This window comes from Streptomyces sp. PTY087I2, from assembly GCF_001687325.1.
GTDB lineage: Bacteria > Actinomycetota > Actinomycetes > Streptomycetales > Streptomycetaceae > Streptomyces.
Genome location: NZ_LZRD01000021.1, coordinates 107,787 through 119,518 on the forward strand (window position 1 = coordinate 107,787; position 11,732 = coordinate 119,518).

11 protein-coding genes are annotated in these 11,732 nt (G+C 72.1%); 7 read left to right on the forward strand and 4 right to left on the reverse strand.

All coding sequences use genetic code 11. The features are described 5' to 3' along the window. Window positions 1–33: 33 nt before the first annotated feature. Complete coding sequence (locus tag A3Q37_RS23620; protein ID WP_065487630.1) at window positions 34–1,473, reverse strand: NAD(P)H-quinone dehydrogenase; 1,440 nt, start codon at window positions 1,471–1,473, stop codon at window positions 34–36. 294 nt (window positions 1,474–1,767) lie between these two features. Between A3Q37_RS23620 and A3Q37_RS23625 the strand changes: the two genes are divergently transcribed. From A3Q37_RS23625 to A3Q37_RS23635, 3 genes are all read left to right on the forward strand, one after another. Then, window positions 1,768–2,205: a gamma-glutamylcyclotransferase gene (locus tag A3Q37_RS23625; RefSeq protein WP_006127099.1), complete on the forward strand. Its 438-nt coding sequence runs from the start codon at window positions 1,768–1,770 to the stop codon at window positions 2,203–2,205. Window positions 2,206–2,321: 116 nt separating this feature from the next. After that, window positions 2,322–3,146, forward strand: a complete 825-nt coding sequence (locus A3Q37_RS23630; protein WP_010058533.1) for a purine-nucleoside phosphorylase — start codon at window positions 2,322–2,324, stop codon at window positions 3,144–3,146. Between the two features lie 373 nt (window positions 3,147–3,519). After that, window positions 3,520–5,160, forward strand: a complete 1,641-nt coding sequence (locus A3Q37_RS23635) for a phospho-sugar mutase (protein WP_065487631.1) — start codon at window positions 3,520–3,522, stop codon at window positions 5,158–5,160. Window positions 5,161–5,260: 100 nt separating this feature from the next. Here the strand turns inward: A3Q37_RS23635 and A3Q37_RS23640 are convergent, their stop codons facing one another. Then, window positions 5,261–5,899 (reverse strand): PH domain-containing protein, encoded by a 639-nt coding sequence (locus tag A3Q37_RS23640; RefSeq protein ID WP_065487632.1) that lies wholly within the window; start codon window positions 5,897–5,899, stop codon window positions 5,261–5,263. A gap of 134 nt (window positions 5,900–6,033) precedes the next feature. On the opposite strand from A3Q37_RS23640, the gene deoC reads away from it, so the two are divergent. From deoC to A3Q37_RS23655, 3 genes are read left to right on the forward strand one after another with little or no spacing between them, the layout of a single operon-like run. Further along, complete coding sequence (deoC, locus tag A3Q37_RS23645; RefSeq protein WP_065487676.1) at window positions 6,034–6,981, forward strand: deoxyribose-phosphate aldolase; 948 nt, start codon at window positions 6,034–6,036, stop codon at window positions 6,979–6,981. A gap of 5 nt (window positions 6,982–6,986) precedes the next feature. Beyond that, window positions 6,987–8,423, forward strand: a complete 1,437-nt coding sequence (locus A3Q37_RS23650; protein WP_065487633.1) for an aldehyde dehydrogenase family protein — start codon at window positions 6,987–6,989, stop codon at window positions 8,421–8,423. After that, window positions 8,416–9,333 carry an aldehyde dehydrogenase family protein gene (locus A3Q37_RS23655; protein ID WP_065487634.1) on the forward strand — a complete coding sequence of 306 codons (918 nt, stop codon included), beginning with the start codon at window positions 8,416–8,418 and terminating at the stop codon, window positions 9,331–9,333. Before A3Q37_RS23650 ends, A3Q37_RS23655 begins: the two co-directional genes overlap by 8 nt. A gap of 88 nt (window positions 9,334–9,421) precedes the next feature. On the opposite strand, the gene A3Q37_RS23660 is transcribed toward A3Q37_RS23655, so the two are convergent. Continuing rightward, entirely contained in the window at window positions 9,422–9,841 is a 420-nt protein-coding gene (locus A3Q37_RS23660; protein WP_006127092.1) for a hypothetical protein, read from the reverse strand. Between the two features lie 62 nt (window positions 9,842–9,903). Here A3Q37_RS23660 and A3Q37_RS23665 point away from each other — a divergent pair, with 62 nt between their 5' ends. Next, window positions 9,904–10,611, forward strand: coding sequence for a uridine kinase (locus A3Q37_RS23665; RefSeq protein WP_079137950.1), 708 nt, complete (start codon window positions 9,904–9,906; stop codon window positions 10,609–10,611). 288 nt (window positions 10,612–10,899) lie between these two features. Here A3Q37_RS23665 and A3Q37_RS23670 read toward each other — a convergent pair whose 3' ends face one another. Then, window positions 10,900–11,670, reverse strand: a complete 771-nt coding sequence (locus A3Q37_RS23670) for a SigE family RNA polymerase sigma factor (protein ID WP_079137951.1) — start codon at window positions 11,668–11,670, stop codon at window positions 10,900–10,902. Between the last annotated feature and the right edge of the window lie 62 nt (window positions 11,671–11,732).

Consider the following 11,732-nt stretch of genomic DNA (forward strand, 5'->3'; position numbering starts at 1 on the left):
GGTTTGACGCGAGTTGCCCGGGTTACCGGACCCTCAGCCCTCGCCCGTGAGCTTGCGGGTGTGCAACTGCCGGGCCACTTCGGCGATCGATCCGGACAGGGACGGGTACACGGTGAAAGCGTTTGCGATCTGTTCCACCGTCAGGTTGTTGTCGACCGCGATCGAGATCGGGTGGATCAGCTCGCTGGCGCGCGGCGCGACCACGCAGCCGCCGACCACGATCCCCGTACCGGGACGGCAGAAGATCTTGACGAAGCCGTCGCGGATGCCCTGCATCTTGGCGCGCGGGTTGCGCAGCAGCGGCAGTTTCACGACCCGGGCCTCGATCTTGCCCGCGTCGACGTCGGCCTGGCTGTAGCCGACGGTGGCGATCTCCGGGTCGGTGAAGACGTTGGCGGAGACGGCCTTGAGGTTCAGCGGGGCGACCGCGTCGCCGAGGAAGTGGTACATCGCGATCCGGCCCTGCATCGCGGCGACCGAGGCGAGCGCGAAGATCCCGGTGACGTCACCGGCCGCGTAGACGCCGGGGGCGCTGGTGCGCGAGACCCGGTCGGTGAGGACGTGCCCGGAGTCCTTGAGCCGTACACCGGCCTCCTCCAGGCCCATGCCCGCGGTGTTCGGGATCGCGCCGACCGCCATCAGACAGTGCGAACCGGTGATGACCCGGCCGTCGGCGAGCGTCACCTCGACCCGGTCGCCGACCCGCTTGGCGGACTGGGCGCGGGAGCGGGCCATGACGTTCATCCCGCGGCGGCGGAAGACGTCCTCCAGGACGGCGGCGGCGTCCGGGTCCTCCCCCGGCAGCACCCGGTCACGGGAGGAGACGAGGGTGACGCGCGAGCCGAGCGCCTGGTACGCCCCGGCGAACTCGGCGCCGGTGACACCGGATCCGACGACGATGAGCTCCTCGGGCAGCTCGTCGAGGTCGTACACCTGGGTCCAGTTCAGGATGCGCTCGCCGTCGGGCAGCGCGTCCGGGATCTCCCGGGGATGACCGCCGGTCGCTATCAGCACGGCATCGGCGGTGAGCCGCTCCTCGGTGCCGTCGGCGGCCGTGACGACGACCTGCCGGGATCCGTCGGCGGCCTGGAGCCCGTCGAGCCGGCCCCGGCCGCGCATCACGCGGGCGCCGGCCCGGGTGACGGACGCGGTGATGTCGTGGGACTGGGCGAGCGCGAGGCGCTTGACCCGTCGGTTGACCTTGCCGAGGTCCACGCCGACGACCCGGGCGGCCTGCTCCATGTGCGGGGTGTCGTCGGCGACGATGATGCCCAGTTCCTCGTACGAGGAGTCGAAGGTGGTCATCACCTCGGCCGTCGCGATCAGGGTCTTCGAGGGCACGCAGTCGGTGAGGACCGAAGCCCCGCCGAGGCCGTCGCAGTCGACGACGGTCACCTCCGCACCGAGCTGGGCGCCCACCAGGGCCGCCTCGTAGCCGCCGGGGCCGCCGCCGATGATCACGATCCGGGTCACGAAAAGTCCGCCTCGCGTTGTGTAACCCGCGGCCGCCTGCCGCCCCGGCCGGGGGTCCGGGGGATCGCCCCGGGGGAATGCAGTACGTACTCCATTGTCCCGCACGCGCCAAGGTGCTTCGCCCCGGGGCCCTCCATACGGGAAAGAGGACGTCCGCCGTACGGGAACGGGGAGGCCGCCCGTACCGGAACGGGCGCGTCCGCCGCACGTGAACTAGGGCCTTGCACTCCCCCGACCGGGGCCTTCGTCACAGGAACCGCCGCTCCCGCCGCCACCTCCCGTACCCTCGGACCCATGTCGCTCTACGCCGCGTACGCCGGCAACCTCGACGCGCGGCTGATGACCCGCCGCGCCCCGCATTCCCCGATGCGCAGCACCGGCTGGCTCAACGGCTGGCGGCTGACCTTCGGCGGGGAGCAGATGGGCTGGGAGGGGGCGCTGGCCACCGTGGTGGAGGCGCCGCGCTCCCAGGTCTTCGTCGCGCTGTACGACCTGGCGCCCATGGACGAGGACTCCATGGACCGCTGGGAGGGCGTCGGCCTCGACATCTACCGCCGCATGCGCATCCGGGTGCACACCCTGGACGGCGAGGAGCCGGCCTGGATCTACGTGCTCAACGGGTATGAGGGCGGGCTGCCCTCGGCACGCTATCTGGGCGAGATCGCGGACGCGGCCGAGTCCGCGGGCGCGCCGCACGACTATGTGATGGAACTGCGCAAACGCCCCTGCTGACCAGGGCGGACACGGACCCGGCCGACCCCTCTTCGTACAAAAGCACAAACACCACGTACGCGTCTTTGCGCCAGTGCATCTACGCGCGTAGGGATTCAGCGGTTACGCTCGTCCGCGTGAACGCATCTGTTATTCCGGACAACATCCAGGGCGACCCGCAGGCGGCAGCCGCCGGGGCCGCCGCCCGCCTGCGCGAGCTGACCGGCGCCGAGACCCATGACGTCGCCCTGGTCATGGGCTCCGGCTGGGCGCCCGCGGGCGAGGCACTCGGCGTCCCGGAGGCCGAGTTCCCCGTGACCGAGCTGCCGGGCTTCCCGGCGCCCGCCGTCGAGGGCCACGGCGGCACGGTCCGCTCGTACAAGATCGGCGAGAAGCGCGCGCTGGTCTTCCTCGGCCGCACCCACTTCTACGAGGGCCGGGGCGTCGCCGCCGTCGCCCACGGAGTCCGTACGGCGGTGGCCGCGGGCTGCAAGACCGTCGTCCTGACGAACGGCTGCGGTGGTCTGCGCGAGGGCATGCGCCCGGGTCAGCCGGTCCTGATCAGCGACCACATCAACCTGACGGCCGCCTCACCGATCATCGGCGCCAACTTCGTCGACCTGACCGACCTGTACTCCCCGCGGCTGCGCGCGCTGTGCAAGGAGATCGACGACACCCTCGAAGAAGGCGTGTACGTCCAGTTCCCCGGCCCGCACTACGAGACCCCGGCCGAGATCAACATGGTCCGGGTCATGGGCGGCGACCTGGTCGGCATGTCCACGGTCCTGGAGGCCATCGCGGCCCGCGAGGCGGGCGCCGAGGTGCTCGGCCTCTCCCTGGTCACCAACCTGGCGGCGGGCCTCTCCGGCGAACCCCTCAACCACGAGGAGGTCCTCCAGGCGGGCCGCGACTCGGCGACCCGGATGGGCGCGCTGCTGGCGAGGGTGCTGGAGCGTATCTAAGAGCGTATCTAAGGCCGAGCCCGGCTTTCCGGACCGCCCGGCGCTTTCCGCTTCCGCTCCTTCCCGCGCTGGAGGACCGGGACCACTTCAGCCCCTCCCGCGCTGGAGGAGCGGGCCGCTTCCGCCCCTTCCCGCGCTGGAGGACCGGGCCGTTTCCGTCCCTCCCGCACTGGAGGACCGGGACCACTTCAGCCCCTCCCGCGCTGGAGGAGCGGGCCGCTTCCGCCTCCTCCCGCGCCTGAGGACCGGGCCATTCCAGCCCCTCCGGCGTTTGAGGAGCGGGGTCCGGGGCGGAGCCCCGGCGGCCCACCCACCCGCACCGCCCCACCACCCGCCCGCACCCACCTCCGCACACCCCCGAAAGGCGGCCCCCGTGCAGCACGACCTCATCGCGCAGGCCAGGACCTGGCTGGCCGAGGACCCCGACCCCGAGACCCGCGACGAACTGGGCGCCCTCATCGACGCGGGCGACACCGACGAGCTCGCCGCCCGCTTCGCGGGCACGCTCCAGTTCGGCACCGCCGGACTGCGCGGCGAGCTGGGGGCCGGCCCCATGCGGATGAACCGGTCCGTGGTGATCCGGGCGGCGGCGGGCCTCGCCGCCTATCTGAAGGCCCAGGGACAGGAGGGCGGGCTCGTCGTCATCGGCTACGACGCCCGCTACAAGTCGGCGGACTTCGCGCGCGACACCGCCGCCGTGATGACCGGCGCCGGACTCCGCGCCGCCGTGCTGCCCCGCCCGCTCCCCACCCCCGTACTGGCGTACGCCATAAGACATCTGGGCGCCGTCGCGGGCGTCGAGGTCACCGCCAGCCACAACCCGCCGCGCGACAACGGCTACAAGGTCTACCTCGGCGACGGCTCGCAGATCGTGCCCCCCGCCGACGGCGAGATCGCGGCCGCCATCGCCGCGGTCGGCCCGCTGGCGAACGTCGCACGCCCCGAGGACGGCTGGGAGACCCTGGGCGAGGAGGTCCTGGCCGCCTATCTCGCCCGTACGGACGCGGTCCTGGCCGCCGACAGCCCCCGTACCGCACGCACCGTCTACACCGCGATGCACGGCGTCGGCACCTCCGTACTGACCGCCGCCTTCGCGCGGGCCGGTTTCCCGGAGCCGGTGCTCGTCACCGAGCAGGCCGAGCCCGACCCCGCGTTCCCCACCGTCGCCTTCCCCAACCCGGAAGAGCCCGGCGCGATGGATCTCGCCTTCGCCACCGCGCGCCGGGCGGCCCCGGACCTGATCATCGCCAACGACCCGGACGCCGACCGCTGCGCCGTCGCCGTGCCCGACACCTCCGTCGAGGGCGGCTGGCGGATGCTGCGCGGCGACGAGGTGGGCGCGCTGCTCGCCGCGCACCTGGTGGAGCGGGGCGTCTCCGGCGTGTTCGCGGAGTCGATCGTGTCGTCGTCACTGCTCGGCCGGATCGCCGAGAAGGCGGGCCTCGGGTACGAGGAGACGCTGACGGGCTTCAAGTGGATCGCCCGGGTGGACGGCCTGCGGTACGGGTACGAGGAGGCGCTCGGCTACTGCGTCGACCCCGAGGGCGTACGCGACAAGGACGGCATCACCGCCGCCCTGCTCGTCGCCGAGCTCGCCTCCGTACTGAAGGAGCAGGGCCGTACGCTGCTGGACCTGCTGGACGACCTGGCGCTCGCCCACGGCCTGCACGCCACCGACCAGCTCTCGGTGCGGGTGGAGGACCTGTCGGTCATCGCGGACGCCATGGCCCGGCTCCGCGAGCAGCCCCCGACCGCCCTGGCCGGTCTCGCGGTCACCTCGGCCGAGGACCTGTCGCGGGGCACGGACCGGCTGCCGCCCACCGACGGGCTGCGCTACCAGCTGGAGGGGGCCCGGGTGATCGTCCGCCCGAGCGGCACCGAGCCGAAGCTGAAGTGCTACCTGGAGGTCGTGGTCCCGGTGGCGGACGCGGCCGGGCTGCCCGCCGCGCGGGCCCGGGGAGCCGAACTGCTCGCCGGGATCAAGCGGGACCTGGCGACGGCAGCGGGCATCTGACGGGCCGCCGCCACGCAGAAAGGGCCGGCACCCGACCCCGGGTACCGGCCCTTCGGCATTCGGAGGCCTCAGCCCACCGCCACGTCAGGTGGCGTCCGCCTCAGCCCACCGCCACCAGCACCACCAGCAGGACGACCCCCGCGACGGCCGGGGCGATCACCTCGTACGCCCAGCGCACCGAGCCCCGATCCACGCCCTCCGGGGTCGTGTCACCGGCCCGCTCGGCGATGTCCCGCAGATCGCGGACGGTCTGGTCGGCGGAGGCGGTGCGCCCGGCGGAGTCGCGGACGTCGGCGCTGACCGACGTACGGCCGTAGGGGTCGTCGTGCGCCGCGCGGGCCGCCGTGCGCGCCGCGCGCTTGCGGGCGCGCAGGGAGACGGGGATCGCCCACAGCTGGTACTTCGTGCCGTCCTGGGCGACCAGCTCGGATGAGTACGAGGCCCGTACGTCGGCGACCTCGGTCCAGGGGAGCCGGATCGTCCGGAACGGGTTGCGGACCCGGATGCGCTCGTCGTTCACGAAGACGGCGGGCCGCAGCGTGAACGCCACGACCAGCGGCACCACGAGGAGCAGCGCGGCCGCCGCGAGCCACGGCACCCGGTCCTCGCCCCGGATCATGGCGTCCCCGCCCATCCAGGCGATCAGCAGGAGCAGCAGCGACCCGCAGACCAGCGCGGCCACGGAACGGTAGGTCCGGTCGGCGTGGGGCGGCTCTGCGGGAGGTGTGGGGCTCGTCATGGGGCCGATTCTGCCTGACGGGCGCCCGGCCCGGCGGAGCGCCCGCCCGCGCACGCGCCCCCGCGCCGGAACGCACGGATGGCCCGTCCCCCTGTACAGGTCGCTACGCGCGTAGATATGCTCCTCTGGTGACCATGCCCACCACTGCTCCCGCATTTGCCGACGCGACCGCGTCCGACAGTGCGCTGCGCCGCTTCCTGTTCGGGTTGCCCGGCGTCGACGCCGTCGGCCTCGAAGCGCGCGCCGCCTCCCTCGGAACCCGTTCGATCAAGACGACGGCCAAGGCGTACGCCATCGATCTCGCCATCTCGATGATCGACCTGACGACGCTGGAAGGCGCGGACACCCCGGGCAAGGTCCGGGCTCTCGCCGCCAAGGCCGTCAACCCCGACCCGACCGACCGCACCACCCCGCGCACCGCCGCGGTCTGCGTCTACCCCGATATGGTCCCCACCGCCGCCGCCGCGCTCGCGGGCACCGGCGTGAAGGTGGCGTCCGTGGCGACCGCCTTCCCGGCGGGCCGTGCCGCGCTGGACGTCAAGCTCGCGGACGTCCGTGACGCCGTGGCCGCCGGGGCCGACGAGATCGACATGGTGATCGACCGGGGGGCGTTCCTCTCCGGCCGGTTCCTGAAGGTGTACGAGGAGATCCTCGCCGTGAAGGCGGAGTGCGGCCCCGCCCGCCTCAAGGTGATCTTCGAGACCGGCGAGCTGTCCACGTACGACAACATCCGCCGGGCCTCCTGGATCGGGATGCTGGCGGGCGCGGACTTCATCAAGACCTCGACCGGCAAGGTGGCCACGAACGCCACCCCCGCCAACACCCTCCTGATGCTGGAGGCGGTCCGGGACTTCCGGGCGGCCACCGGCGTACAGATCGGTGTGAAGCCGGCCGGCGGCATCCGCACCACCAAGGACGCGGTGAAGTTCCTGGTCCTGGTGAACGAGACCGCGGGCGAGGACTGGCTGGACCCGCACTGGTTCCGGTTCGGCGCGTCCAGCCTGCTCAACGACCTGCTGATGCAGCGCCAGAAGCTCAGCACCGGCCGTTACTCCGGCCCCGATTACGTGACGGTGGACTGATAGCCATGGCATCCGCATTCGAGTACGCACCGGCGCCGGAGTCCCGCTCCGTCGTCGACATCGCCCCGTCGTACGGGCTGTTCATCGACGGCGAGTTCACCGAGGCCGCCGACGGCAAGGTCTTCAAGACCGTCTCGCCGAGCAGCGAGGAGGTCCTGTCCGAGGTCGCCCAGGCGGGCACGGCGGACGTGGACCGGGCCGTGAAGGCGGCACGCAAGGCGTTCGAGAAGTGGTCGGCGCTGCCCGGCTCAGAGCGCGCCAAGTACCTGTTCCGGATCGCCCGGATCATCCAGGAGCGCAGCCGCGAGCTCGCCGTTCTCGAAACCCTCGACAACGGCAAGCCGATCAAGGAGACCCGTGACGCGGACCTCCCGTTGGTCGCCGCGCACTTCTTCTACTACGCGGGCTGGGCCGACAAGCTGGACCACGCGGGGTACGGGCCGAATCCGCGCCCGCTGGGTGTGGCCGGTCAGGTCATCCCGTGGAACTTCCCGCTGCTGATGCTCGCGTGGAAGATCGCCCCGGCGCTCGCCACGGGCAACACGGTGGTCCTGAAGCCCGCCGAGACGACCCCGCTGAGCGCTCTGTTCTTCGCGGACATCTGCCGTCAGGCCGGGCTGCCGAAGGGTGTCGTCAACATCCTCACCGGTTACGGGGACGCGGGCGAGGCCCTCGTCACGCACCCGGACGTCAACAAGGTCGCCTTCACCGGTTCGACCGCCGTCGGCAAGGCGATCGCGCGCTCCGTCGCGGGTACGGACAAGAAGGTCACCCTGGAACTGGGCGGCAAGGGCGCGAACATCGTGTTCGACGACGCCCCGATCGACCAGGCCGTCGAGGGCATCGTCACCGGCATCTTCTTCAACCAGGGCCAGGTCTGCTGCGCGGGCTCCCGGCTGCTGGTCCAGGAGTCGGTCCAGGACGAGGTGCTGGACGCCCTGAAGCGCCGGCTCTCCACGCTGCGCCTCGGCGACCCGCTGGACAAGAACACCGACATCGGCGCGATCAACTCCGCCGAGCAGCTCGCCCGGATCACCTCCCTGGTGGAGACCGGCGAGGCGGAGGGCGCGGAGCGCTGGAGCGCCCCCTGCGAACTGCCCTCCTCCGGCTACTGGTTCGCCCCGACGCTCTTCACGAACGTCACCCAGGCGCACACGGTGGCCCGGGACGAGATCTTCGGCCCGGTGCTCTCCGTGCTCTCGTTCCGCACCCCGGACGAGGCGGTCGCCAAGGCCAACAACAGTCAGTACGGCCTCTCGGCGGGCATCTGGACGGAGAAGGGCTCCCGCATCCTCGCGGTCGCCAACAAGCTCCGCGCGGGCGTCGTCTGGGCCAACACGTTCAACAAGTTCGACCCGACGTCGCCGTTCGGCGGCTACAAGGAGTCGGGCTTCGGCCGCGAGGGCGGCCGCCACGGCCTGGAGGCGTACCTCGATGTCTGATCAGAACCGTCTTGGCGTCTTCAAGACCTACAAGCTGTACGTCGGGGGCAAGTTCCCCCGCTCCGAGAGCGGCCGGGTGTACGAGGTGACGGACTCCAAGGGCCAGTGGCTGGCCAACGCGCCGAAGTCCTCGCGCAAGGACGCACGCGACGCGGTCGTGGCCGCGCGCAAGGCGTTCGGCGGCTGGTCGGGCGCGACCGCGTACAACCGGGGCCAGGTCCTCTACCGCGTCGCGGAGATGCTGGAGGGCCGCAAGGAACAGTTCGTCCGCGAGGTGGCCGCCTCCGAGGGGCTGTCGAAGTCCAAGGCGGCGGCCGCGGTGGACGCGGCGATCGACCGCTGGGTCTGGTACGCGGGCTGGACCGACAAGATCGGCCAGATCGCGGGCGGGGCGAACCCGGTCGCGGGCCCGTTCTTCAACCTCTCCACCCCCGAGCCGACGGGCGTGGTCGCGGTCCTCGCCCCGCAGAAGTCGTCGTTCCTCGGGCTGGTCTCGGTGATCGCCCCGGTGATCGCGACCGGCAACACGGCGGTCGTCATCGCCTCGGCGGACGCCCCGCTGCCCGCGCTGTCGCTCGGCGAGGTGCTGGCCACCTCGGACGTCCCCGGCGGCGTGGTCAACATCCTGTCCGGCGCCACGGCGGAGCTGGCGGCCCCGCTCGCCGCCCACCAGGACGTCAACGCGATCGACCTCACCGGCGCGGACACCGCGCTGGCGAAGGAGCTGGAGATCGCGGCGGCGGACAACCTGAAGCGGGTTCTCCGTCCACAGCCTGTGGACGCGGACGACACGTCGGACTCCACGGACTGGCTGGCCTCCCCCGGCACGCACCGCCTGACGGCGTTCCTGGAGACCAAGACGGTCTGGCACCCGACGGGCGCGCTGGGAGCCGCGGGCTCCTCGTACTGAGTACGGACCGCGCCACAGGCACCCGGACGGGGCCGCCCCACCACCCCGGGGCGGCCCCGTTCGCCGTGTCCGAGTCCGAGTCCGCGCCTCAGCCGGTGACGAGCTTGGTCACCGACCCCACCACGGGCAGGTCGCTCAGCGCGCCGCCGCTGGTGATCGGGTCGGTGACGATCGCGGTGGTCACCGGCTTGAAGTCGGCGATCTGGGTGCCCACGGCGTTGTCCAGCGGGTCCACCCCGGTGCCCGCCAGCGGGTCCAGCTGAAGGTCGGTGATCGGGGCGACGCTGCTGGCCAGCGAGGTCCCGAGCGCGCTGGTCACGGCGGGCGCGGCCGTCTCACCGACCGCCTGAAGGGCGGAGACCCCCTGCTCCGGCACCTCGGCCGCCGGCGGCAGCGAGACGGCCTGAGCGGAGCCCGCACCGGCCCCCAGCGCGGCCCCCAGCGCGGTGAAGGTCAGACCGGCGCGCAGCAGGACGCGACGTTCGGGCTTACGTGCATGAAGTGCCATGTTTTCCACCTGATCGAGCCTGGTCGGGTAATCATCCGTGCGCGTAGAGTAGTTGAGGTGTGATGCTGGATACCAACAGGAGGCCCGAGGGGTCGCCTACGCGGGTCAATGCCTCACACTTCTGTCCTGTGAGTTCCCAACCGATCCCGACCCGCGTCGTCCTGCTCGCGGGCCCCTCCGGCTCCGGCAAGTCCGTCCTCGCCGCCCGCACCGGCCTTCCGGTGCTGCGCCTGGACGACTTCTACAAGGAGTACGACGACCCGACGCTGCCCCGGGTCCCCGGCTCCACGGACATCGACTGGGACTCCGCCGGGTCCTGGGACGCGGACGCGGCGGTGGCGGCCATCGCCGAGCTGTGCCGGTGCGGCCGTACGGACGTTCCGGTGTACGACATCGCCACCAGCTCCCGTACGGGCCACGAGACGTTCCACATCGAACGGTCACCGCTGTTCGTGGCGGAGGGCATCTTCGCGGCGGACATCGTGGAGCGCTGCCAGGAGCAGGGCCTCCTGGCGGACGCGCTGTGCCTGCGCGGCCGCCCGTCCACGACGTTCCGCCGCCGACTGGTGCGGGACCTGCGCGAGGGCCGCAAGTCGGTCCCGTTCCTGCTGCGGCGCGGCTGGCGGCTGATGCGGGCCGAGCGGCGCATCGTGGCCCGGCAGACGGCGCTGGGGGCGTATCCGTGCGGCAAGGAGGAGGCGCTGGGGCGGTTCGCCGCCGCGGCGGCGGGGCGGTGTCATCGGGGGGCGCCGGCGGGGCGGACGGTGTAGTCGCGCGGGTGGTGGGTGGCGTGGTGGGCGCCTGCGGCGGGCTTTCTCCCCGCCCCGCCCCTTCCCGTAACCGGGGCTCCGCCCCGGACCCCGCTCCTCAAGCGCCGGAGGGGCTGAAAGAAGCCCGGACCGGCCGGAATCGCGGCCCGGCATGCCAGTGGGGTCGTACAGGACCCCCCGGCCCGTACGACCCCACTGCCTTTCCCCCGGATCCCCCTCGGTCCCCGTTTTACTGCTCCCCCGTGTTCCCCCGTGGCCCCCGCCTCCCCCGAAGCGGAGGGCCCTGCCTCAGGCCACCAGCTCGCCGAAGGACTCCTGCTCGTCACGTCCGAAGCTGAGGACCTCGTCCTCGCGCAGCCGGCGCAGGGAGCGCCAGATGCTGGACTTCACCGTGCCGACACTGATGTCGAGGATGGACGCGATCTCCGGGTCGGTGCGGCCCTCGTAATACCGCAGGACCAGCATCGTGCGCTGGAGTTCGGGCAGCCGGGCGAGCGCCTGCCACAGCACCGCCCGCAGCTCCGTGCCACGCATCGCGTCCGTGTCGCCCACCGTCTCCGGCAGCTCCTCGGTCGGGTATTCGTTGAGCTTGCGCCTGCGCCAGGCGCTGATGTGCAGGTTGGTCATGGTGCGGCGCAGATAGCCGCCGACCGCCGCCTTGTCGCTGATCCGGTCCCAGGCCCGGTACGTCGAGAAGAGGGCGCTCTGGAGCAGGTCCTCGGCCTCGAAGCGGTCGCCGGTCAGGTGGTAGGCGGTCGCGTACAGGGAGGCCCGTCGCTCCTGGACGTAGGCCGTGAACGCCGCTTCGGCGTCCGCGTTCTCCGCCCCCGTGGTGCGATCCCCCGTGGCCTTCCCGTACGCGTTTCCCCCGTTGCCCCCCACATCCCCCGTGGGTGCGTCAACCACCGTCATGTACGTCGACTGCGACGGCAGGTGCTGACGCCCGGCGCTTCGAACACACCCCCGTACGTTCGTTGCGCCGGACTTCTCGCTGCTCCGCCCGATGTCGTGGAGGCGCGTGACAACTGCGCTTGAGCTCGTGCTGTGCAGTGCGTTCATCTCGCGCCCCCTATCGGTGGAGTCCGTTCGTTCCTTGCTGACCAAGAGCTTGCCGGGGCAGT

What these genes read in the sequence shown, in the direction of transcription:
- A3Q37_RS23625 (WP_006127099.1), top strand. Translation starts at nt 1,768, where the DNA reads ATGTCGCTCTACGCCGCGTACGCCGGCAACCTCGACGCGCGGCTGATG.
- A3Q37_RS23640 (WP_065487632.1), bottom strand. Translation starts at nt 5,899, where the DNA reads ATGACGAGCCCCACACCTCCCGCAGAGCCGCCCCACGCCGACCGGACC.
- deoC (WP_065487676.1), top strand. Translation starts at nt 6,034, where the DNA reads ATGCCCACCACTGCTCCCGCATTTGCCGACGCGACCGCGTCCGACAGT.
- A3Q37_RS23650 (WP_065487633.1), top strand. Translation starts at nt 6,987, where the DNA reads ATGGCATCCGCATTCGAGTACGCACCGGCGCCGGAGTCCCGCTCCGTC.
- A3Q37_RS23655 (WP_065487634.1), top strand. Translation starts at nt 8,416, where the DNA reads ATGTCTGATCAGAACCGTCTTGGCGTCTTCAAGACCTACAAGCTGTAC.
- A3Q37_RS23660 (WP_006127092.1), bottom strand. Translation starts at nt 9,841, where the DNA reads ATGGCACTTCATGCACGTAAGCCCGAACGTCGCGTCCTGCTGCGCGCC.
- A3Q37_RS23665 (WP_079137950.1), top strand. Translation starts at nt 9,904, where the DNA reads ATGCTGGATACCAACAGGAGGCCCGAGGGGTCGCCTACGCGGGTCAAT.
- A3Q37_RS23670 (WP_079137951.1), bottom strand. Translation starts at nt 11,670, where the DNA reads ATGAACGCACTGCACAGCACGAGCTCAAGCGCAGTTGTCACGCGCCTC.